This is a genomic window from Bacillus cereus group sp. BcHK124 (assembly GCF_027712065.1).
Lineage (GTDB): Bacteria > Bacillota > Bacilli > Bacillales > Bacillaceae_G > Bacillus_A > Bacillus_A pacificus.
Genome location: NZ_JAQFPJ010000004.1, coordinates 131679 through 156102, shown reverse-complemented (window position 1 = coordinate 156102; position 24424 = coordinate 131679). Strand labels below are relative to the sequence as shown.

Genomic DNA, 24424 nt, shown 5'->3' with positions numbered 1-24424 from the left:
AGCCTCACCCCGTTAAAAGGACGATACTCTATGTATCGTCCTTTTTTGTATAAAAAACACCCCATCAAATATTCACTTGATGGGGTGTGAAAAACTATTAATAATATTTTTTGCGTTTTGTAGCTAAAATACTTAACAAACCAGCTAGTAGAAGTAAGATACCTACTGTTTGAGTAGAATCTTTTTTGTGACCTGTATTTGGAAGTTCTTTCCCCTTATTTTGGTCATCTTGCTGTTTGTTTATTTGTGTTTCAGGGTTACCTTTTTCTAGTTCTTCGGAAGTTCCTTTACCGTGTGCTTCAGGATTTCCTTTCTCTAGTTCTTCAGAAGTTTCTTTTCCTGTTTCCTCTTCTTTATTAGGAGGAGTAACTGGTTTCTCCTCTCCACCTGATGAAGAATCGATTTTTTTATTTGAAACTGTAATTTGTAGTGGTGTAGCTTGCGCTTTTTCAATTGTAAAGCTTATTGGTGATGCATCTAATTGATAGCCTGTAGGAGCCTTTGTTTCCACTAATTGATAATTACCAGGTTTCAAATCATTTACGATTAATTTACCATGCCCATCTGTTTTTAAACCTTCTCGTACTACTTTTCCATCTTGATTTAAAATATTGAAAATGGCACCTTCAAGTGTTCCATTGTGATCCATATCAACTTTAGTTAACTCCATTGAACCTGTTGTTAAACTATTTAAAGCAGTCACAGAAGTAACATGAGATTGTCCTTTCGTAATAGTGAAAGGAATTGGCTTAGCGTTTAAATCGTATCCAGTAGGAGCTTTCGTTTCAATAAACTGATAGTCTCCTGGACGTAAATCAGAAACAGAAATTTTTCCATCTTTATCAGTAGTTAAATCAGAACGAACGTCGTTGCCGTTCATATCAACAATTTTAAAGATAGCTCCTTCAAGAGTAGCCCCGTCGATGTCATCGACTTTCGTTAATTCCACAGCGCCTTTCGTTAAGCTATTTTTAGCGGTAACAGAAGCTGTAGCGGTTTGACTCTTTTCAACAGTAAAGTTGATAGGAGTTTGATTTAAGTCGTAATGAGTAGGAGCCTTCGTTTCAACGAATTGATAGTCTCCTGGACGTAAATCAGAAACAGAAATTTTTCCATCTTTATTAGTAGTTAAATCAGAACGAACGTCATTGCCGTTCATATCAACGATTTTAAATACTGCGCCTTCAAGAGTAACACCGTCGATGTCATCAACTTTTGTTAATTCCACAGCGCCTTTCGTTAAGCTATTTTTAGCGGTAACAGAAGCTGTAGCGGTTTGACTCTTTTCAACAGTAAAGTTGATAGGAGTTTGATTTAAGTCGTAATGAGTAGGAGCCTTCGTTTCAACGAATTGATAGTCTCCTGGACGTAAATCAGAAACAGAAATTTTTCCATCTTTATTAGTAGTTAAATCAGAACGAACGTCATTGCCGTTCATATCAACGATTTTAAATACTGCGCCTTCAAGAGTAACACCGTCGATGTCATCAACTTTTGTTAATTCCACAGCGCCCTTCGTTAAGCTATTTTTAGCGATAACAGAAGCTATTTTTTCTTGTCCTTTTTTAACTGTGAACTTAATAGGTGTTTCGTTTAAGTCATAATGGTTAGGAGCTTTTGTTTCGATAAACTCATAGTCTCCTGGTGGTAATTCATCCACAACTAAGCGGCCGTTTTTATCAGTAGTTAAATCAGTACGGACGTCGTGTCCATCCTTATTAACAATTTTAAATACCGCACCCTCGAGTGTTGTGTTTTCTTCAACATCATCCACTTTAATTAACTCCACACTACCTTTCGTTAAGCTGTTAGTAGCTGTAACGAAGACATGTTTTGTTTGACTTCTTTCAATTGTGAACTTAATAGGATCTTCATTTAAGTCATAATGTTTTGGAGCTTTCGTTTCAATAAATTGATAGTCTCCAGGTTGTAAGTCTTTAGCGATGATTTTTCCGTCTTTATTGGTAACTAAATTCGTACGAATATCATTACCGTTCATATCAGTAATTTTAAATACCGCACCTTCTAGCGTTTCTTTCGCATCTAAAGAGTCAACTTTCGTTAATTCAACGCCACCCTTAGTTAAGCCATTTTTAGCAGTAACAGAAACGTGAGTTGTTTGGCTTTTCTCGATAGTGAAAGGAATCGGTGTTTTATTTAAATCATAATCTTTCGGAGCTTTCGTTTCCACGAATTGATAATCTCCTGGTCTTAAATTAGAAGCAGAAACTTTCCCGTCTTTATCAGTAGTTAAATTTGTGCGAACAATTTTACCTTTCGCATCAATAATGTTAAATACTGCATCAGAAAGTTTTGTATCTTGATTTATATCATCCACTTTAATTAACTCTACCGCACCTTCAATTAAGCTGTTCTTAGCAGTGACTTGTAACTTCTCTGCTTGGCTTTTCTCAATTGTAAATTTAATTGGTGTAGCATCTAGTTTATAGTGCTTAGGAGCTGTTGTTTCAATAAATTGATAGTCTCCAGGATGTAAATCAGGAATAGAAACTTTTCCTTTCGCATCTGTCGTAATGCCAGTGCGAACGTCATTGCCGTTCATATCAACAATTTTAAATACCGCACCTTCAAGAGCCGTACCGTCGATATCATCCATTTTAGAAAGTTCTACAGCACCTTTTGTTAAACTATTTTTAGCAGTAACAGAAATCGGTTCAGCTTGTCCTTTTTCGATAGTGAAAGGAATTGGTTCTTTATTTAAATCGTAATGTTTTGGAGCCTTTGTCTCGATGAATTGATAATCACCTGGACGTAGGTCGTTAATTTCAATTTTTCCTTTACTATTTGTAACAAGGTCTTTATGAATTATCGTACCGTTCATATCAACAATGTTAAATACTGCGCCTTCAAGTGTAGTACCATCGACGTCGTCTACTTTAGTAAGTTCCACGCCGCCTTTTGTTAAACTATTTGTCATAGTAACGGTAGCAATATCTTTTTGGCTTTTTTCAACTGTAATTACAATTGGTTTTTTGTCTAAATCATAATGCTGTGGAGCCGTTGTTTCGACAAATTGATACGTACCAGGACGTAAGTTTTCAACAGTGATTTTTCCTTCACCGTTCGTTTTTAAATCTGTTTTAATTACAGTACCGTTTTGATCTAGTAAATTAAACACAGCATCGGCAAGTTTTGTTTGATCGTTTAAATCATCTACTTTAATTAATTCGATACTACCTTGTTTTAAACTATTTTTAGCAGTTAAAGAAATAGCTTTCTTCTGTCCTTTTTCAATAGTGAAATGGATTGGCGTTTCATCTAAAACGTAATGCTTAGGAGCTTTCGTTTCGATGAATTGATAATCACCCGGACGTAGGTCATCGATTTCGATGTTCCCTTTACTATTTGTAACAAGGTCTTTATGAATTACAGTACCGTTCATATCAACAATGTTAAATACTGCACCTTCAAGTTTAGTACCATCGATGTCATCTACTTTAGAAAGCTCAACGCCACCTTTTGTTAGAGCGTTTTTAGCCGTAATATGAAGAGTTTCAGTTTGGCTTTTCTTAATTGTAAATTTGATCGGTTTTTTATTTAAATCGTAATGTTCAGGAGCTATTGTCTCAACGAATTGATACGTGCCAGGACGTAGGTTTTCAACAACAATTTTTCCCTCATCATTTGTTTTTAAGCCTTCTTCAACTATCTCTCCGTCTGCATCTAATAAATTAAATACAGCATTAGCGAGCTTCGTATCAGTATCAATATCGTCAATTTTTGTTAATTCAACGCTACCTTTTTTTAACGTATTTTTACCTGTAACAGTAATTTTCTCTGTTTGACTTCTTTCAATTATAAATGGAATCGGTTTCTCATCTAACACATAATGTTCAGGAGCAGCTGTTTCAATAAACTGATAGTCACCCGGACGTAAATTAGAAACAGAAATTTCACCATTTTCATCTGTAACAAGGTTTGTGCGAACTTCGTTACCATTCATATCAATAACTTTAAAGATTGCACCTTTCAGCATTGTACGATCGATGTCATCGATTTTGGTTAAAACGACGCCACCCTTCGTTAAGCTGTTAGTAGCGGTAACGCTAATATTTTCTTTTTGACTTTTTCCGATAGTGAACGGGATAGGATCTTTTCTTAAGTCATAGTCTTTTGGAGCTTTTACTTCAATAAATTGATAGTCACCTGGACGTAAATCAGAAGCAGAAACTTTACCATGTTCATCGGTAGTTAATCCTTTACGAACTACCTTTTTCGTATCATGAGCATCAACAATGATAAATTCTGCGCCTTCAAGAGTAGCCCCATCAACGTCATCAACCTTTGTTAAAGTAACGCCACCTGTAAGTAAACTATTTGTTACAGTGACAGGGACTGGAAGATCATCCTTGCTACCTTTTTTAATTGTGAACTTAATAGGTGTTTGATCTAATTTATAATGTTCAGGAGCTGATGTTTCAATAAATTGATAATCTCCTGGTGCTAAATCAGGAATAACTAGTACTCCGTAATCATTTGTTTTTAAATCTTTCGCAATTTCTTTGCCAGTTGCGTCTTGTAATGTGAACACTGCGCCGGCAAGAGCGATACTACTTTCCACATCATCTTCTTTAATAAGTTTAACTTTTCCTTTCGTTAAACTATTTTTAAATGTAAGTGGAAGAGGTTTTTGTTGTCCTTTTTCGATTGTAAATTCAATTGGTTCTACATTTACATCGTAATAAGTTGGGGCCTTTGTTTCGATAAGTTTATAGTTACCAGGACGTAAGTCGTCTACAACTAACTTTCCTTCACTATTCGTAACAAGTTCCGTACGAACATCTTCATTCGTATCTCTATTAACAATTTTAAATACAGCACCTTCAAGTGTTTCCTTTTCATCTGCAGCATTCACTTTTGTTAATTCAATACCGCCTTTTGTTAAGCTGTTTTTAGCGGTAACAGTAGCCGACGTCGTTTGACTTTCTGTGATCGTAAATTTAATCGGATTTGTATTTTTATCGTAATACTTCGGTGCTGTCACTTCGATAAATTTATAATCGCCAGGGCGTAAGTCGGTAGCGATAGCTTTACCATCTGCACCAGTTTTTATATTTTCGCGAATGACTTTCTTTTCATCATTAGCATCAACAATTTTAAATACAGCACCTTCAAGAGCTGTACCATCGATATCATCAACTTTCGTTAATTCAACATCTCCTGGTTTTAAAGCATTTTCAGCTTTCACAAGTAGCGTTTCTTTTTGACTTCTATCGATTGTAAATTCAATAGGTTCTGCTCGTAAAACGTAATGTTCAGGAGCAGCTGTTTCAATAAATTTATACGTACCAGGACGTAACTTATCAGCTTTTGTTTTTCCATCAGCATCTGTAGTTAGGTCAGTACGAACATCATTATTATTTACATCAACAATTTTAAATACGGCACCTTGTAGAGGTTTTTTATCACCAAATTCATCAACTTTTAATAATTCAACTTCGCCTGTTTTTAAACTGTTTGTTGCCGTAACGGTAGCTAAAGACTGTTGGCTTTTATCGATTGTAAACTCGATAGGGTTTGTATTTAACACATAATCCTTAGGAGCTTCTGTTTCAATAAATTTATACGTACCAGGCTCTAAGTCTTTAACAGTTACTTTACCGTCAGCACCAGTTTTTACATTTTCGCGAATGACTTTCTTTTCATCATGAGCATCGACAATTTTAAATACAGCACCTGCAAGAGCTGTACCATCGATATCATCAGTTTTTGTTAAAGTGACGCCACCTTTAATGAGGTGATTCGTCGCAGTAACAGTAACTGCTTTCTTTTGACTTTTTACAATTGTAAACTCAATTGGTTTTTTATCTATGTCGTAATCTTTCGGTGCTTTTTCTTCGACAAATTGATAGTCTCCAGGGCGTAAATCTTTTGCTTCAATTTGTCCTTGATCATTTGTCGTTAATTTTTCATATCCACGAATTACATTGTTATGTCGATCTCGTACACTGAACTCCGCACCGGCTAAAGTTTTTCCATCTTTATCGACTTTTGTTAAAATGGCCGAACCTGGAATCAAGCTGTTTGTTGCAGTGCGGTTTATTACTGTTGTTTGATCTTCCGCGATTTTAACCTCAATCAGTCGATCATCTAATTTATAATGCTCAGGAGCCTTTATTTCTTGTAAGTAGTAAGTTCCTGGTTTTAAATGATCTACAGTAATTTGTCCTTTATCATTTGTTGTTAATTCTTTATGTTCAGGAATAACTTGTTTGTTTTGATCAAGTAAAGAGAAAACTGCATGTTCAAGTCTTTCCCTGCTCTTCGCATCAGTCTTTGTCAGTACTACTTTCCCGACAAACTTTTTATTTGTAAAAGTATATTTTGTGATTTCTTCAGAACCTAGCTCAACAAGTATACCTTCTCTTAATTCTTTACTAATTACATAACCTGTAGGTGCTTTCGTTTCTTTAATTAAATATTTATCACGTCGTAAGTTGTTAAACTTAGCGACACCGTCATCACCTGTTGTAATTGGTCGAATAGCGGTTGTACCTGTTTGATCATATAAAGTAAATTCTGCTCCAGCTAATCTTACTGTTTGATCTTTGTCATCAACCTTTATAATTTGAAGGCTTCCGCGTCCTTTATTAGCAGAACCACCTCCAGATCCAGAAGATACTTTAACTTCAACGAACTTAACATCTTCCACTTTCGTTAATGTTAAACGGTGACCAGTAATCGTCGCTTTATTACTTACCTTTTCATTATGGTCTGCATTAATGAGTGAGCGATATTCTAAAATATAAGCCCGGTCAATGGTATGAAGAAATTCAACTTTAAATTGTTGTTTTCCTGTATCGTTGTCTGTTATTACTTTGAGTTTATAGTCTGTTCCTTCTTTTAATTCATTTGCTGTATCTTTCGTTAAAGTTCCATCTACGGCTACTGTTGTCGGATATAGATGGAAGGACTTTTCATCAAGAATTTGATTGTCTGTCGGTTCGTCTGTTACGACAGCATTTTCAATAGTTGACTGACTTGCGTTAATAGAAACACTCCAATCAATATACTTGTCATTTTGCTTTGCTGTCTTCGTAACACCGCTACCACCGTTTGTAATCCCAAATGCACCATGGATAGTAGTAACAGTTTTCGATCCATCTTTTAAATCGGCATAATTATCGTAGCGCTTATTAATTTGTTCACCTGCAAGTGAAGTTTTAAAGCTAATATAATATGCAGAATTAATTTCGTTTTTAAAATGAACTGTTAATGTATTGTTGTTATCTTTTGTTGGATTTTCTATCGTATATTCGCTAGGAGGAACAGGATCGCCTACTTCAAATCCATGTGCACCACCAGTTAATTTCATATGTCGAACTTCAATAGACTCCGGTATTAATTTTTGGTTATCTCTTAATACATCAACGATAGAAGGATCCTTAATCGGCCTATTATTATAGTTAAACCCTATGTCCCATTTAATTTCTTTCGTCTGGGCATTGTAAGAGCCGTATTTAAATCCATTTCCTTTTGTGTAGTAATCAGGATCAAATGTATCATCAGATGAGCTATTATTCTTTTTATCATTTATGTCTATCCATGATAAATTTGCTGTATTTTTGAATGATTTGTTATTCTTCTCTTTGGATAGATTTTCGTAATTAAAGTCTGTTGTGTATGTGATAGTTAAAGTTTTATCCATATTAGACTTATAATCACCGGTTAGTTTCACTTCAAATCCTTTATCTGTTACATCAAGTGTGTAATCAAACTTTGGATCAAGCGTTCTTGATCCGTCTGTAATTTTGAAACTATCTTTCTGTAACGTTAGGCCACCATAGTCAAACGTATCCTTGATAACAGCATCATTTAACACGTAGTTGTTATCATTGACAATAATTGTCCATTTTGTTGTTTTCGCATTGTAATCTGTATCGTTTGCATTTTTATTATGTTTCTTTATGATGTTTTGTTGTTTTAACGTAACTTTGTTTGTTTGACTCCATTTACCATCTGCAATAATTTTATTTTCGATTTCGCCATCTTTTATGACATCATTCGTAGCTTTCGATGTATACGTAATCACATAGGCACTATTAATATCTTCGTTAAACTGTAAATCAAACCCCTCATCGGTTTCCTTTACAGTAAAGTTTGTGGCGTTGTCACCTGTAACAAGTTTTCCTGCATCATCATAAGAAGCATTTTTTACCACGATAGAATTTTTATCAACTTTATGAGATTTATCCAAAACATCTTTTAAAAGCGCATCAGCTTTCTTAATATCTCTCTGGTCCCCGTTGAAAGTAATCGTCCATTCAATCGTCTGTGTTTTTGGATTGTATCTACTATTTTTCGCTAGATGTGTACCGCGTGAAACAGTTACAGTTGCATTCGCAGATACATCTTTTTGATTTTTGCTGGATACTTTTGCGTTATTTTTGAAACTAGTAACACTTTCATCTGTAATCTTTGTTGCATATTCAATTTCATATGCTTTATTCGTTTCTTTTTTGAAAGCGATATTTAATTTATTAGAGGATGAAGTAAATTCATATTCTTCTTTAGGAACTTCTGCACCACGAGTTGTTTTCCCATTAATATCTACTTCTAAATAGTAAACCTTAATAGAATCTTCGTTGAGACTAGCCCCATTTGGAATATCATCTTGAAAGACGGCATTTGTAAGCTTATCTTTTGTCTTGTTCATCTCTACTTTCCAATTAATTTGATTCGTATTAATTGGTCTATCAGGTACACCTTTTTTATCTATAGATTTTTTTACTTTAGGCTTGAAATCAAGCTCAACAATAACGTCTTTTTCTTTAATAGGGAATGGGATTTGTTTTTCGGTAGTCCCTGTAATTTTTACTTCATTAAACTCCGTACGAATGTTTAAATGCCCAGCTATATTAGGGTAATTTTCAACATATTCGTTAAAAGTCATCGTTACTTTGCCATCAGGCGTAACAACGAATGATCCAATCGTGTTTCCTTGTCCATCTATTAAATCTTCTGTAATGGTATTGTGGACAATAAAGTATTCTGGAAGTTGGAAAATAAAGTAATCATCTTTTTTGACGTTCAGTGACTCTAAAACTTCCCATGTAAAATCGATTTTGGTAATAGAATCTGGATTTGGACGATTATCCGTATTATTAAATGGTTTACCGTCTTTATCCGTTAATGTGACACCTGTTAAAATATTTTCTGTAATTTGCTTAGGTGATGGATCTGGATTATCAACAGGCTGTTCTGTTGTGTTATCACCAGGATTATCCGTAGGTTGCTGAGCCTCACCATTCTTTTGCTCTTCTGCCGGTTGCTGAGCCTCGCCATTCTTTTGCTCTTCCGCCGGTTGCTGAGCCTCGCCATTCTTTTGCTCTCCCGCCGGTTGCTGAGCCTCATTATTCTTTTGCTCTTCTGCCGGTTGCTGAGCCTCACCGTTCTTTTGCTCTTCTGCCGGTTGCTGAGCCTCGCCATTCTTTTGCTCTCCCGCCGGTTGCTGAGCCTCATCATTCTTTTGCTCTTCTGCCGGTTGCTGAGCCTCACCATTCTTTTGCTCTTCTGCCGGTTGCTGAGCCTCACCGTTCTTTTGCTCTTCTGCCGGTTGCTGAGCAGCATCCTTATCCGTAGTAGGTGAAGCTGGGTTATCTACTTGAACAGGAACTGAAATAGACTTAGCTGTTGCACCTAAAGGGAAAGAGAGTTGAACAGATTTTGCACCAGATTTTAAATCTGGATTGAATACTGTATCAATACTGATTTTTCCGTTAGCACCTTTGGAATCTTTTACTTGGTCGTTAAATACTAGTTTCATTTTGTTATCGTTTGCTTTAACAAAATATTGACCAATAATTTGTTGCTCTGCCATCAGATTTCCCTGTTGGTCACTTTTTACTTTTAATGCGTTAGGTATTTGGAGCACTGCTGAGTCTGTTTGTTGATCTTTTATTGACCAAGCATATTCTAGGTGAATGGTTGATCCTACTTGTATTAAGTTTTTAGGATTTAATGCTTCGTCAATAATATGATTTGTTGCATCTTTCATTTCAACAGTGTCAAATAATGAATTCCCTGTTAAGGTTTCCGCTTTTACTTGATTGTATGGAAAACTAGCAATTTGCGAAAATAGTACGAATACAATTAAACATATATTGAAAAGTTTTTTCATTGTGCCTCCTTTATGAATCCTTCTATTGCATAACAATGCTTTATGAAGAGATTATTTGTCATAGATCAATGTGCTTTACGTGATGCCTCCTTTACTACGTATACTCCTATAGGAAAAGTGTTCATATTCGATGTCTTGTAACGTAAAACAAATGCATATTTTAATAATATAGGGAGTGAATATACAAATTTCGACAAAAAATGTCGAATGAAATGCTGATAAGGAATGATATCAGACCTTTATAGAATGCGAGTTGTTATGTGGTTCTTTATAAAATAAGTACATACAAAAAATATGCAGTGAAATGCTTAAACTATTTTATAAGGATTTGTATTCTTGTAATGTGTAAAGAATCGTTATAAAGGTGAGTTTTACGATACATACTAACCAAAATAATGTATCCCATTGTAAAAAGTTCTTTCGTATTGAGGTAGTGATAAAATGTAGCTTGAATTTGGTCAGAATGAAGAAAATATGTACTATCTAAAAGAGTATACAATTCGTAGATCAAAGTGAAGACAGCGTTTTATAATAAATAGAACGCATTACTTTAATCGATGTTATTAAATAAAAAAAGAAGGTACTCCCTTGATTATCTTCTATAAGAGATAATCATCAATAACCTTCGTTAAAAATTATATATGTAAATGAAAAAGAGTTCAACCGTATTGCTTCTTTTCAAAATAGTATGTAAAAAGAACCGCTCCCTATTAAGAAGCGGTTCTTTTTATATTTCTGTTAAAATTATCGGTTCGCCGCGTGTTACGACAACTGTATGTTCACATTGTGCAACAAGGCTTTTATCAGGTGTAACGAATGTCCAACCATCATCGCCACGTTCGATAATATGATCAGCTTTCATAGAAATGAATGGCTCTACAGCGATAACAAGACCGTCTTTTAGAAGCGCATTATCCATTGGATCAAAATAGCTTAAAATGTGGTTTGGTGCTTCATGTAAGCTAAGACCAATACCGTGACCAGTTAAGTTTTGAATAACATTGTATCCATTTTTATGTGCAAAGTTTGAAACGGCACGACCAATTTGGTTTTGTTTTGAACCAGCTTTCACCTTTTTCATTGCTGCCCAAAAGGCATCAACAGCTGCTTGGCAAAGCTTTTCTTTTGCTTCATCTTCTCCAAGTACAAATGAAATACCTGTATCTGCATAATAACCATCAAGTGCTGCAGATACGTCGACATTTACAAGGTCGCCTTCTTTTAATACACGATCACCTGGAATACCGTGAGCAACTTCTTCGTTTACACTGATGCAAGTTACGCCAGGGAAATCATATTCTTTTTCAGGTGCAGAAATAGCACCATGCTCATCTAATACTTTTTTACCGATCAAATCAAGCTCTTTCGTTGTCATGCCTGGCTTCGCTTCTTTTTTCATTTCTTCACGTGCAAGCGCAACGATGCGGCCGATTTTTCGTAAGCCTTCTAAATCTTGTTCATTACGAATAATCATGAAAACCACTGTCCTTCCTCGAATATATATCTTACCCGATTGTATCATGTTTATTTTCGTCCTGCTACTCGCTTGCAGTATGGCGGATTGATTCCTCTCATAAAGAATACATGACAATTGTCATATCGATATCATGACGCATCATACTGTTTCCTAAGTTTTCCAAGGAATACAATGTAAATATAAGAAACAGCGGGGGTGGAGAGATGGAAAAGATTATTGAAGTAAGTAGTGTTTCTAAAACATTTAAACATAAAAAAGCAGTAAATAACGTTTCATTTCATGTGAATAAAGGAGAAATCGTAGCATTGCTTGGACCGAATGGTGCAGGGAAAACGACGACGATGTCGATGATGCTTGGATTAAAGGATCCGACGGAAGGAACGGTTTCTATATTCGGAAAGAGTCCAAAGCATAGAGATGTTCGTAATAGCCTCGGTGCGATGTTACAAGAAGTAAGTGTCATCGATAGCATTACAGTGGAAGAGGCAATTGAGTTATTCCGTAGCTATTATACGAACCCGGTAGCGAAAGAAACGTTGCTACAGTTATCGAATTTAAAATCAGAGAGAAAGCAAAGATGTGAGAAATTATCAGGAGGTCAAAAGAGAAGGTTAAATTTTGCACTCGCACTTGCAGGAAATCCAGATTTGTTATTTTTAGATGAGCCGACAGTTGGAATGGACATTACGTCTCGAAGAACATTTTGGGAAACAATTCGAAAGTTAGCAAGTGAAGGGAAAACGATTATTTTAACAACGCACTATTTAGAAGAAGCAGATGCATTAGCAAATCGTATTTTATTATTTGCGAATGGAAAGATTATCGCAGACGGTACGCCAGATGAGATGAAAGCGACGATTTCACGAAAAACAATCACGTTTTATTCGAAGGAAAGTATTCCTGCAAAATTACTAAAAGAATTACCAAACGTAACAGAAGTACAATCAAAAGAAGGACACTTCACTTTAGCAACAGAAGATACAGATGCAACGTTAAGAGCAATTTATGAAAAGAACTTACCTGTAACAGATGTTTCTGTTGAACGTGGAAGCCTTGATGAAGCATTTGAACAATTTATCACAAATCAGGAGGGGGAAATCGCATGAGAGCTTTATGGATGCAATGCAAAATAGAAATTTTACGTACGTTTCGTAATAAATTGTTTATCTTTTTCTCATTATTAATGCCAGTTATGTTTTATTACATTTTCACAAATGTGGTTCAAGTGCCACAAAACGGAGATGCGTGGAAAGCACATTATTTAATCTCAATGGCAACGTTCAGTATTGTAGGGACAGCACTTTTTAGTTTCGGTGTGAGAATTTCTCAAGAAAAAGGGCAGGGTTGGACACATCTTTTAAAAATTACACCACTTCCAGAGGGAGCGTATATAACAGCGAAGATTATCGCTCAAACTGTAGTGAATGCTTTTTCAATCTTAGTTATCTTTATCGCAGGAATATTAATTAATCATGTTGAGTTAACAGTAGGGCAATGGATTGGTGCTGGATTATGGTTGTTGTTAGGTGTGACACCATTTTTAGCGTTAGGAACAGTAATAGGTTCTATTAAGAAGGCGGATGCTGCTGCGGGCTTAGCGAATATTTTAAATATGTGTTTAGCAATTCTTGGTGGTCTATGGATGCCGATCGAAGTATTCCCGAAAATATTAAGATCTATTAGTGAATGGACACCAACATATCATTTTGGAAGCGGTGCATGGGATATTGTAGCTGGAAAATCAATTGGTTGGGAAAATATCGCGGTATTAGGAGGCTATTTCCTTATATTTGTTGTAGTATCAATATATATAAGAAAAAGACAGGAAGCGGTATAAATGATAGAGAAGAAGAGGATTGAGATTTTTCCGAAACATATGGGATTCTTTCCGTATATGTTTCTTGTGTATTTATTATTTCCAATTTACCATTTAGCGCAAGTGTCAGGATGGAAGTTTGTGCTAGGGAGCGGTATGTTGATACTTTTTATTATCACATACCGTCAACTTTATTTTGTTCAGAAGACGTTTGTTTTGTGGGCATGTATACAGATGGTGCTCATCTATTTATTTGCTTTATTTTATAATCCCTTCATGATATTCTTTGGCTTTTTCACGGCAAGTGCGATGGGATTTGCACCAAGTAAGAAAGTATTTCGGATATTACTATGTTTGTTAGTTGTAATGCTTGGAGCATTTGTATTTGTAAATATGAATCAACTAACACCGACAAGTTTAGTAAATGTCGTTCCAATGTTTATTTTAATGCTTCTTACACCATTTGGTATGCGCAACTTTAATCAGAAAAAGATGTTAAGAAATCAATTAAACGAAGCGAATGAGCAAATTAAAGATTTGGTGAAACGTGAAGAGCGGCAGCGAATCGCAAGAGATCTTCATGATACGTTAGGGCATACGCTATCTCTTATTACGTTAAAAAGTCAGCTCGTTGAGAAATTAATTGTGAAAAATCCAGAGCGCGCAAGTGCGGAAGCGAAAGAAATTACACAAACATCTCGTACCGCTTTAAAGCAGCTAAGAGAATTAATTTCTGATATGCGCATGATTACAGTAGAAGAAGAGCTTGAGCAAATAAAAGCGATCTTACAAGCTGCTAATATTGAATTAGAGATAAAACAAGAAACGAGTGCAAGTTCGTTATCACCCATTGAACAAAATATTTTAGGGATGTGTTTACGTGAAGCTGTTACGAATGTTGTAAAGCATAGTAAGGCGACACGTTGCACGGTTTCTGTACGAGAATCACAAGGTGAATTGATTTTGACAGTAGAAGATAACGGAATCGGTTTAGCAGATCAAAACCACGATGGAAATGGCATTCGTGGTATGAAGGAGCGAATCGCTCTTATTGATGGGTTTGTTGAGCTGGATGCAATCAATCCAGGGACACTATTAATAGTAAAAGTACCAGTTGTTATTAGAACAGGAAAAGATGAGGTGAAGGCATGATTCGTATCATTATTGCAGAAGATCAACGGATGCTTCGTGGTGCGTTAGGAGCCCTGCTTGATCTAGAAGATGATATTGAAGTAATTGGGCAAGCAGCGAACGGAGAAGAGGCGCTAAAACTAATCGAATCGTTAAAACCTGATGTAAGCATTATGGATATTGAAATGCCAATTCAAAGCGGGTTAGATGTTGCAGAAACGTTGAAGAAAGAAAAATCGGCATGTAAAGTAATGATTTTAACAACATTTGCGCGCCCTGGATATTTTGAGCGAGCAATGAAAGCTGGTGTGCACGGATATTTATTAAAAGATAGCCCAAGCGAGGATTTAGCGGCATCGATTCGCAACGTAATGAAAGGTAAACGAGAGATCTCTCAAGATTTAATGTTCGGCTTATGGCAGGAGCAAAATCCGTTATCAGATCGCGAAAAAGAAGTATTGCTACTTGCGAAAGAAGGAAAGACAGCAAATGAAATTGCAAAGACACTTTATCTTTCACCTGGTACAGTACGTAATTATATTTCTGAAGTATTAACGAAGCTGGATGCAAAAAATAGAATTGAGGCAATTACAATTGCAGAAGAAAAGGGATGGATATGAAAAGAAGTTTACCTATGAGTGGTAAACTTCTTTTTTTGTAATTCCGTCTCAGTTATATAGTCTGGAATTAGAGAGGGATATTGCGTCATGTAGATTTTACTTCATTTTTCGACAAAAAATTTGTTATAGTAGGATTAGGTTATCGGTCTAAATTCTGGATAACTTTACCACTAACAGTTGTGATTACTCCATTTTTATCTACTTTTATAATGAGATCTTGATCATATACTTTATAGTTTTTATAAGTTTGTGCAAGATAAAATTCGGTTTGATTTTCTTTATCGGTAGGTTGAAATTCTACATTTTTTCAGTTGTTACTTGCTCTTGTTGAGCCTTAGCCCCATTTACCTCACCTTTTAAATACTTTTTTGCAATATTTTCTTTTATATCATTTTGAGGTTGTGTTAATTTCTAAATTGTTAAGCTAGGCTGAGCAATTTCAACTTTTAGTTCATTTTGCCTAATTCTTAGGTGTGGGTAGCTTTTGCCGATAAAGGATAAAAAAGACCGAGTGTAATGGAAGCATGGGCAAGTTGTCTGCAATTTATCTATAATACTCCTAATCTATTATTGTATGTGAGATGAATTGTATGAAAAATTTGCCGAATTTTATATATATTATGCATTATTTCATATCAAAAATTGTCGAATTCACATTATTGTAGTGGTATGACAACTCGAAAAATTAGATTGTTATAGTGGGATGGTGAGTAAGTATGCACGCAGAAAAATTAGGAAGTGAAATTAAGAAAATTAGGATGATGCGGGGATTAACACAAAAACAGTTATCCGAGAATATATGTCATCAATCGGAAGTGAGCCGAATTGAATCGGGCGCGGTATACCCAAGTATGGATATATTGCAAGGTATTGCAGCAAAGTTACAAGTTCCCATTATCCATTTTTATGAGGTACTTATTTATTCTGACATGGAAAGGAATAAGCAGTTAAAAGACCGAATTATTATGCTCTGTAAGGAAAAGAAATATAAAGAAATTTATAATAAAGTATGGAATGAGTTGAAAAAGGAAGAATATCATCCTGAGCTTCAGCAGTTTCTTCAATGGCAATATCATGTAGCTGCTTACATATTGAAAAAAATTGATTACGAATATTGTATTTCAGAATTAAAGAAATTGCTCAATCAACAATTGGCAGGGATAGACGTATATCAGAACCTTTATATTGAAAACGCAATTGCAAACATTTACGCTGAAAATGGCCATTTTAAGAAGAGTATTGAGTTATATGAAAATATATTAAAACAATTAGAAGTATTACATGATAATAAAGAGTTTGATGTAAAGGTGAGACATAATCATGCAAAAGCATTATACTTGGACAATCAATACGAAGAAGCACTTTGTCATGCAAATAAAGCCATTGAATTATCGTGTCAAATTAATAGTATGACATTGATTGGACAGTTATACTATCGAAAAGTTGAATGCCTAGAAAAGTTAGAGTGTGATAGAGCAGAAATTGAAGATGCTTGCGAAAAAGCTTACTTCTTTTTCGATATATTAGGAAACCATACATTAAAAGAATCAATTATAAAAAGAATGAAGAAATAAACAAGATTTAAAAAGTAAATATGCATAATTGCATAAGATATGGATGGATTTTCATGATATATTTAAAGAAAAAAATGCGGGTGATGGAATATGAAAAAACTACTTATTGGTAGTCTGTTAACGTTAGCAATGGCATGGGGTATTTCATTAGGAGATACAGCTTTAGAGAAAAAACAAGTAATTTCTCATAATGATCAAGAAGTACAATTAGCTTCAGATGTACCTTTTGAATATTAAAAAAACAACCGTCTTACTTAGACGGTTGTTTTTTTGTGGAGTAACCTCCAAACGTCTTTACTAGAAACGGGCTTGCTAATAAAGAATCCTTGAATGTTGTCACAGTTTTGCTCATATAAAAACTTCCATTGTTCTTCGGTCTCTACACCTTCTGCAATCACTTCTAAATTTAGTTCTTTTGATAGTGTAATAATGGAAGAGATAATCGCCTCTTCTAAAGGACTAGTTGTAATGCCGCAAATAAATTCCCGAGCAATTTTTAATGTATTAATTGGATATTTTGTTAAATAAGCTAAAGAACTATAACCAGTTCCAAAGTCATCGATTGAAATTTGAATACCGAGATTTTGAAGCTGTTCTAGTTTTGCAACTACAGATTGATTTTGATTAATTGCAATGCTTTCCGTAATTTCAATATCTAGTGCTTCTGGTTTTAGTTCTGTTTCTTCTAACACTTTTGAAATGGTTGGAATTAAATTTGTATGGTTAAATTGAACAACAGATAAATTCACACCAACTTTCAAGTGAGAAAAACCTTGATTATGCCACCTTTTTGCCTCTAAGCAGGCGGTACGTAAAATCCAATTTCCAAGCTCAATAATAAATCCGGTTTCCTCTGCTAGAGGAATGAATTGAGCAGGCGATACGATACCAAGTTTTGGATGCTTCCAACGAATTAATGCTTCAAAACCGATAATTTGTTTTGTTTTTGTGCTTACTTGTGGCTGATATTCCAGGAAAAATTCATTTTGTTGTAATGCTTTTGCAAGTTCGCCTTCTAAAAATTGGATTTCATTTTGTGCGATACTTATTTCTTTTGAGAAGAAAACAAATCGATTTTTTCCATTTGCCTTCGCGCGATACATAGCCATATCAGCGTTTTTCATTAATTCAGTAACATCGGTTCCATAATCAGGGTACATTGCAATTCCGATACTCGGTGTAATAGACAGTTCTTCGCCTTGAATGAAGAATGGTTTGTTTAAAATATTTAAAATCTGTTCAGCAATAAAAGCCGCACTTTTTTCTGAGTACATATCTGGTAATAGAATTGTAAACTCATCTCCGCCTTGGCGAGCAACGACATCCTTTGAACGTAGGCAACTGCGTAATCGTTTTGCTACTTCAATTAATAATAGATCTCCGACATCGTGACCAAGTCTATCGTTAATTTTTTTGAATCTATCTAAATCAAGGAACATGACGGCAACATCATTCGCGCTAGTTTGAGCTGTATTTAAAATGTTTTTTAAATCTTTTTCAAACTTTCGGCGATTTGGTAATCCAGTAAGTGCATCATGAAAGGCTAAATGTTCTACTTGTTTTTGCTTTTCATATAAAGTTGTAATATCACGTGCTATGCCGAACATCCCAACAACTTCTTTGTTTATGAAAGTAGGGATGAGTGTAATGTGAAGGTAATAGTAATAGCCTTCTTTTTCTTTTGTGCGAACTTCTAAAGTTTGTGGTCTACCTTTTTTCGTTAGTTGTAAAGCTTTCTTTAGTAAATCATGGTCTTTTGAGTCAATAAAGTGTAAAAGGGAATAGCTTTCTACTTCACAATAGTAGGCAGTAAATAAGCTTTCGCAAGCTGTATTAGACTGTTGGAAAATACCATACATATTTAAAGAGAAAACAGCATCCGGGTGATCTTCGAATAAAGATTTATAACGTTGTTCACTTTTTGATAACGCAGATGCACCTTCTTCTACTTTGTCTTCTAGTTGTGTAGTCAACTGCTCGTATGTATCGATTAGTGCCTGATTATCTTTCCACATATAAAGTTGTCGTAAGAACAATAAGATGAGAGATAATACTAGACCGATCAACATGAACTTATCATCCCAAGGTTGAAAGATAATAAAAGAAAAAGTAATGATTATACTAAAATAAGGTAATATAAAGCGCACATAATCAAACCGATAATATTTTGTTTTCGTTTCATGCTGCATTGGTTTATCTAAAATATATAGTATGGATGACAAACCAATTAATAAAATCGAAGCAGTATGTATTAAGTAAGAGACTTCAGAAGAAGTTTTCATCCCTGCGTTTAATTGAAAGAGATGTATATATCCGTATACAAGTATGATAGTAAAGCCGATAATTAATGAGATTCTACTAGCAGAATATTGTTCTCGTCTATATAGACTAATAACGGCGTAAATGACTAATGATTGTGCAATAAAGTATCCAATTAAAACCCAATGATCTGTTGTTAACATACGAAAGCTTGAACGGTCTAAAATAAAAGTTAAGGTAAAATAAATATTCATAATAATGATAAAGATGCTATCGAATGAAAATTGAGCTAGGCCTCTAATAGAGTAATGTTTTATGAACTTTATAGCAAAGCCAGAAAAGAGCAAAATATATTGTACGATAAAAAAGGGTAATGCCGTATATGAGAATATGACTTGGTCATATATAGAAAGTGAATGAAGAAATAAAGTTATCTCCATTGTCAATCCACATAGGCAAGTGCATAGTAATAAAACCCAAAATAATTTATCACCGCGCTTCATTTTCTTAATAGCTTTATATAAGCAATAGCAAGAAAAGAGTGCAGCAAAACAAAATAAGAAGAGAATTCCAATTTCTTTTATATTCAAGTTCTTAGGAATAAGAAATATCCAAAGAGAAAATATAATTATATATATCATAACAAAGTGTACATATTTTTTTTGATTAATCATATTATGACTCCGTTTCAATAAAGTTGAATCACAGGTGGAAAATGCTAATTCCAATCATAGCATATAAAATAGGGTGTTTTTTACTAAAAAAATTACTTTTTTTGAAAAAAATAGCTCAACATTACAATTTACCATTGTAATGTTGAGCTATTTATTCTTTTTATTCCTCTTATAGCGGATAATTCATGTATGAATTGCAGCATCGCTAAATCTTTCTGTTTACTTTCAATCATAATATCGAAATTATGATTGATTTTTTTTGCAACGTGTAAGAAAGGTTTAATAAACTCTAAATCAATATATTCCGCGTGAGCCCTAAATTCTTTTTTTGATTTAGGGGAGGAAATATGAACTTTAGGAAGGATATTTGTATGTGCCCAAGTTTCAAAAATTGCAGGAAGTAACCCTTCTAACGGTTCTTCGCAAAGATTTGCCATGTGATGATGATAATCAAATACAAATGGAATCTTTTCTTTTTGGCAAATAGATAAAGTTTCAGCAGTTGTATATGTTTTATCATCATTTTCAAGTGTCATTTGCCTCTTTATATGTGCAGGAAGTTTTTTTATGTTTTCATGGAAACGTTCAACCGCTTTTTCTTTATTTCCGTAGGCACCACCTACATGGATGTTAATATAAGAAGAATCTGCAATTCCTATTGCATCTAATACTTTATAGTGATAAGTCATATCTGTAATAGCGTTAGTTGTAATGTGTGGCTTATCGCTTGTAAATAGCGTAAATTGATTTGGATGAAAACTTACTCGTAAATTATGTTCTTTAATTAATGCCCCAATTGTACGCCAAAGCGGTGTGAACAACCCGATGTAATCAAACTCGACTTCGGGATGTGTTGCAAGTGGGACGATGGAAGAAGATAAGCGATATAATGGAATTTCATGCGCTATATTGTAATGAAGAATACGTATTGTATGCTCAAGATTCTGTCGCGTAACATCGTATAATTTATCTTCTCGTTCTTGTTTACTAAGCTTTTGAAAGCTTGTAAATGTCATCGTTTTAGCCGGAGAACAGTCCCAGAGTGCCATTGCATGTGAGACATATCCGAAACGCATAATCATAATGAATACATCTCCTTTATACATTATCTTTCCTATAGAAAGAAAGCAAGTATTGTTCCTATCCATTCTTTTCCTCTATTAATGAGAGAATTCGGACTAACATCTTTCAAGGAAAGTAATGAAGCATTTTCTAGATCTTCGTGGAATTTATTTTTTACTGTTTGTATAAAATGTTCATCATATAAAAGGCAGTTGATTTCATGGTTAATATATAAACTTCTCATATCAAAGTTTGCAGTTCCGATATCACAGATGTAGTCATCAACTATAATAACTTTAGCGTGAAAAAAACCTTGTTGAAATGCGTAAATATTACAGCCAGCTTGTATTAACTTTCGGCAATATGGGAATTTTGCTTCTCGAACAAGGGGGTGATCCGCTTTTTCTGGAACGAGAATTGTGATTTGAACCCCGCGTTTTCGTGCTTCTAATAATGCATTCATAATTTTTCTTCCAGGAATGAAATATGGTGTACCGATAAAGAGTTCTTTTTCTGCGCTTTCAATTAAATATAAAAATGTATTTTGCAAGTAGGCCCCATCAGTAGGGATAAAACGATGCAGAATGGTTCCTGGTTGTTGCTTAGGAAAATAAAGAGATGCCTCTAATAAATTTTGGTCTGTATCGTCCAGCCAATCATGTAAAAATTGCCTTTGTAAATCTTGTATTCCTTCTCCTGTAAGACGTAAATGATAATCGCGCCATAATCCTAATTTTTGATTATGCCCTAAATATTCTTCTCCAATATTAAATCCACCAATATAACCAATTTTCCCGTCGATAACTGTAATTTTTCTATGGTTTCTTTGATTTGCAGAAAAGAAAGGAAAAGGAAACTTTACTTTGTGACAAAATGAAAAAGAGACACCATGTTTTTGTAGGGAGCGAATGGCCTCATTTGATAAATGATGGCTTCCCAATCGATCGAGTAGAAGTCTTACTTCAATTCCTTCCTTTGCCTTGTCAATAAGTAACTTTAAAAATTCCCGGCTGATTTTATCGTTTTTTACAATGAAGAACAAAACGTGCACATGGTGTTTCGCCTGTTTTATATCAGTAAATAGAGCGTCATACAAATCTTTTCCGTATGTATAAAGGTGAAAATCACTTTGGCGTAAAGGGAAAGAACGAGAACGTACACGCTTTAAATGAACAATTCTCCCATAAGAAAGATCAATTACAATCCAGAGAGTGCTACCTATTAATAAGAGAGATAAGAAGAACATGAGTAAATTCCCTCCTTCACGGTCTTTTCACCATTCGTTTTTTATAAATCAAACATTCATTTTATCCTGTTATTTGTGGGCTAATAATTAGTAGGGAGTAAATAACTTCTACTGATTAAAGTTTCACTTTATAGTTTCACCGAAATAAACAGCTTTATTAAAAAATATGTTGTTGTATAACAAAAAACTGTTGACTGAATGCTCACTCATTATATAATGAAGGTAGGGGATAAAATTCAGAAAATTATATGTTTTTGAAGATTCTAAAAAAGAAAGAAGGCTTACAAAGAGAGGGGTAGCATAAAAATGAATAGCTTACTGATCATGAATTGGCTGGCTGCCATTGCTGTTATTGCTTATGCGGGATATTTGTTTGTGTATCTTATACGAACGAGGATGGCCTACATACAGTTAGGAAAAAAGATTGAATTTGACCGTCGTTTTAAAGAGCGTTGGGATCTCCTTAAGGTCAATGTTTTCGGTCAGAAAAAGCTGCTGAAAGATAAAAAGAGCGGCATTATTCACGTTATGTTCTTTTACGGATTTATTCTTGTCCAATTTGGAGCAATTGACTTCGTTTGGAAAGGACTCGCACCAGGATCACATCTTCCACTTGGACCACTATACCCTGCATTTACATTCTTCCAGGAAATTGTCACACTTGTTATTTTAATTGCAGTCTTTTGGGCTTTTCATCGACGTTATGTTGAGAAGCTAGTTCGTTTAAAACGTAATTTCAAATCAGGCCTTGTTCTTATCTTCATCGGTGGCTTAATGATTTCTGTGCTACTCGGTAATGGGATGGGAATTATATGGCATGGCGAGGAGCTTTCATGGAGTGAGCCAATCGCTTCTGCAATCGCTTACGTTTTCTCAGGGATAAATGAAACCGCAGCCATTTCTCTGTTCTATTTCTCTTGGTGGGTGCATTTACTAATTTTGTTAACGTTTTTAGTTTATGTTCCACAATCGAAACACGCGCATTTAATTGCGGGACCAGCTAACGTTTTCTTCGGCCGTCTTTCAAATCCAGGGAAACTTGAAAAGATTGACTTTGAAGATGAAACACAAGAAACATTTGGTGTTGGTAAAATCGAAGACTTTAGACAAAATCAGCTTATTGATTTATACGCTTGCGTAGAGTGTGGTCGTTGTACAAATATGTGTCCGGCAACAGGAACAGGGAAAATGTTATCGCCGATGGATTTGATTTTAAAACTTCGCGATCATTTAACTGATAAAGGAGCTGCAGTGACATCAAAAGCACCGTGGGTTCCGGTAGTTGCTTTTAATAATACACAAGGAAATCAGTTAGCGATGATGGCAGCGGGGAAAGGACAACAAGAATCTGCAGCCACAACACTCGCTTACGATCCGAGTTTAATTGGAGATGTTATTACAGAAGAAGAGATTTGGGCTTGTACAACGTGTCGTAACTGTGAGGATCAGTGTCCGGTTATGAATGAGCACGTTGATAAAATTATTGATTTACGCCGCTATCTCGTTTTAACAGAAGGAAAGATGGATGCGGAAGCGCAACGTGCGATGACAAACATCGAGCGTCAAGGGAATCCGTGGGGTCTAAACCGTAAAGAGCGTGAAACTTGGCGCCAAGGTGATGATGAAGTAACGGTTCCAACTGTAAAAGAAAAATCGAAAGCTGGCGAGGAGTTCGAATATTTATTCTGGGTTGGTTCAATGGGATCATATGATAATCGTAGTCAGAAGATTGCGATATCGTTTGCGAAGTTGATGAACGAAGCAGGCATTTCATTTGCAATACTCGGTAATAAGGAGAAGAACTCTGGAGATACACCGCGCCGCCTTGGAAATGAATTTGTCTTCCAAGAGATGGCGACAAAAAATATTGAGGAATTTGAAAAAGCAGGAGTGAAGAAAATCGTTACGATTGACCCTCATGCTTATAACACATTTAAAAATGAGTATCCGGACTTTGGCTTGCAAGCAGAAGTCTATCATCATACAGAACTGTTAGCTCAGTGGGTGAAAGAAGGACGCTTAAAACCGGTTCACGCTATTGAGGAAACAGTTACGTACCATGATTCCTGCTACTTAGGGAGATACAACGAAGTATACGAAGCGCCACGAGACATTTTGAAAGCGATTCCTGGTGTGAACCTTGTAGAAATGGCACGTAACCGTGAAACGGGAATGTGCTGTGGAGCAGGTGGTGGCTTAATGTGGATGGAGGAAACAACAGGTTCACGCATTAACGTTGCTCGTACAGAACAAGCATTAGCTGTACAGCCATCCATTATCGGTACAGGATGTCCTTATTGCTTAACGATGATTAGTGATGGGACGAAAGCGAAAGAAGTTGAAGAGAAAGTTCAAACTCTCGATGTAACAGAGATTTTAGAACGCTCAGTGATTGGACAGAAGAAAGAAGCAATCTAGTTTGTA

12 protein-coding genes and 1 pseudogene are annotated in these 24424 nt (G+C 35.2%); 7 read left to right on the top strand and 6 right to left on the bottom strand.

Features of this window, described 5'->3' with window-relative positions:
• Positions 1 to 97: 97 nt before the first annotated feature.
• On the bottom strand, positions 98 to 10141 hold the full coding sequence (locus tag PDK19_RS09125; protein WP_270707009.1) for a SpaA isopeptide-forming pilin-related protein: 10044 nt from the start codon (positions 10139 to 10141) through the stop codon (positions 98 to 100).
• A 727-nt stretch (positions 10142 to 10868) separates the two neighbouring features.
• Positions 10869 to 11663, bottom strand: a complete 795-nt coding sequence (map, locus tag PDK19_RS09120; RefSeq protein ID WP_002096176.1) for a type I methionyl aminopeptidase — start codon at positions 11661 to 11663, stop codon at positions 10869 to 10871.
• A gap of 158 nt (positions 11664 to 11821) precedes the next feature.
• On the opposite strand from map, the gene PDK19_RS09115 reads away from it, so the two are divergent.
• Genes PDK19_RS09115 through PDK19_RS09100 form a run of 4 tightly spaced genes read left to right on the top strand, consistent with a single transcriptional unit; the run spans position 11822 to position 15185 of the window.
• A complete protein-coding gene (locus PDK19_RS09115) occupies positions 11822 to 12724 on the top strand; it encodes an ABC transporter ATP-binding protein (protein WP_000411159.1) in 903 nt (300 codons plus the stop codon).
• A complete protein-coding gene (locus tag PDK19_RS09110; protein ID WP_001202426.1) occupies positions 12721 to 13455 on the top strand; it encodes an ABC transporter permease in 735 nt (244 codons plus the stop codon). Before PDK19_RS09115 ends, PDK19_RS09110 begins: the two co-directional genes overlap by 4 nt.
• Complete coding sequence (locus PDK19_RS09105) at positions 13456 to 14586, top strand: sensor histidine kinase (protein ID WP_049113801.1); 1131 nt, start codon at positions 13456 to 13458, stop codon at positions 14584 to 14586.
• Positions 14583 to 15185 (top strand): response regulator transcription factor, encoded by a 603-nt coding sequence (locus PDK19_RS09100; RefSeq protein WP_000619255.1) that lies wholly within the window; start codon positions 14583 to 14585, stop codon positions 15183 to 15185. The genes PDK19_RS09105 and PDK19_RS09100 overlap by 4 nt, the downstream gene beginning before the upstream one ends.
• A 142-nt stretch (positions 15186 to 15327) precedes the next feature.
• Here the strand turns inward: PDK19_RS09100 and PDK19_RS09095 are convergent.
• A pseudogene (locus PDK19_RS09095) lies at positions 15328 to 15733 on the bottom strand (M4 family metallopeptidase); the annotation flags it as partial.
• A 168-nt stretch (positions 15734 to 15901) separates the two neighbouring features.
• On the opposite strand from PDK19_RS09095, the gene plcR reads away from it, so the two are divergent.
• Positions 15902 to 16759: a transcriptional regulator PlcR gene (gene plcR / locus PDK19_RS09090; protein WP_000542905.1), complete on the top strand. Its 858-nt coding sequence runs from the start codon at positions 15902 to 15904 to the stop codon at positions 16757 to 16759.
• 90 nt (positions 16760 to 16849) lie between these two features.
• Positions 16850 to 16996 carry a quorum-sensing peptide PapR gene (papR, locus tag PDK19_RS09085; protein ID WP_270707007.1) on the top strand — a complete coding sequence of 49 codons (147 nt, stop codon included), beginning with the start codon at positions 16850 to 16852 and terminating at the stop codon, positions 16994 to 16996.
• A gap of 17 nt (positions 16997 to 17013) precedes the next feature.
• Here the strand turns inward: papR and PDK19_RS09080 are convergent, their stop codons facing one another.
• From PDK19_RS09080 to cls, 3 genes are all read right to left on the bottom strand, one after another.
• A complete protein-coding gene (locus tag PDK19_RS09080; RefSeq protein ID WP_000609936.1) occupies positions 17014 to 19692 on the bottom strand; it encodes a DUF4084 domain-containing protein in 2679 nt (892 codons plus the stop codon).
• Positions 19693 to 19820: 128 nt separating this feature from the next.
• On the bottom strand, positions 19821 to 20774 hold the full coding sequence (uvsE, locus tag PDK19_RS09075; RefSeq protein WP_139302979.1) for a UV DNA damage repair endonuclease UvsE: 954 nt from the start codon (positions 20772 to 20774) through the stop codon (positions 19821 to 19823).
• 32 nt (positions 20775 to 20806) lie between these two features.
• A complete protein-coding gene (gene cls / locus PDK19_RS09070) occupies positions 20807 to 22000 on the bottom strand; it encodes a cardiolipin synthase (RefSeq protein ID WP_000465821.1) in 1194 nt (397 codons plus the stop codon).
• Positions 22001 to 22306: 306 nt separating this feature from the next.
• Here cls and PDK19_RS09065 point away from each other — a divergent pair, with 306 nt between their 5' ends.
• Positions 22307 to 24418, top strand: a complete 2112-nt coding sequence (locus tag PDK19_RS09065; RefSeq protein ID WP_001086785.1) for a heterodisulfide reductase-related iron-sulfur binding cluster — start codon at positions 22307 to 22309, stop codon at positions 24416 to 24418.
• Positions 24419 to 24424 lie beyond the last annotated feature (6 nt).

Coding starts and splice junctions, on each gene's coding strand:
- PDK19_RS09125 (WP_270707009.1), bottom strand. CDS start 10,141: ATGAAAAAACTTTTCAATATATGTTTAATTGTATTCGTACTATTTTCG.
- map (WP_002096176.1), bottom strand. CDS start 11,663: ATGATACAATCGGGTAAGATATATATTCGAGGAAGGACAGTGGTTTTC.
- PDK19_RS09115 (WP_000411159.1), top strand. CDS start 11,822: ATGGAAAAGATTATTGAAGTAAGTAGTGTTTCTAAAACATTTAAACAT.
- PDK19_RS09110 (WP_001202426.1), top strand. CDS start 12,721: ATGAGAGCTTTATGGATGCAATGCAAAATAGAAATTTTACGTACGTTT.
- PDK19_RS09105 (WP_049113801.1), top strand. CDS start 13,456: ATGATAGAGAAGAAGAGGATTGAGATTTTTCCGAAACATATGGGATTC.
- PDK19_RS09100 (WP_000619255.1), top strand. CDS start 14,583: ATGATTCGTATCATTATTGCAGAAGATCAACGGATGCTTCGTGGTGCG.
- plcR (WP_000542905.1), top strand. CDS start 15,902: ATGCACGCAGAAAAATTAGGAAGTGAAATTAAGAAAATTAGGATGATG.
- papR (WP_270707007.1), top strand. CDS start 16,850: ATGAAAAAACTACTTATTGGTAGTCTGTTAACGTTAGCAATGGCATGG.
- PDK19_RS09080 (WP_000609936.1), bottom strand. CDS start 19,692: ATGATTAATCAAAAAAAATATGTACACTTTGTTATGATATATATAATT.
- uvsE (WP_139302979.1), bottom strand. CDS start 20,774: ATGATTATGCGTTTCGGATATGTCTCACATGCAATGGCACTCTGGGAC.
- cls (WP_000465821.1), bottom strand. CDS start 22,000: ATGTTCTTCTTATCTCTCTTATTAATAGGTAGCACTCTCTGGATTGTA.
- PDK19_RS09065 (WP_001086785.1), top strand. CDS start 22,307: ATGAATAGCTTACTGATCATGAATTGGCTGGCTGCCATTGCTGTTATT.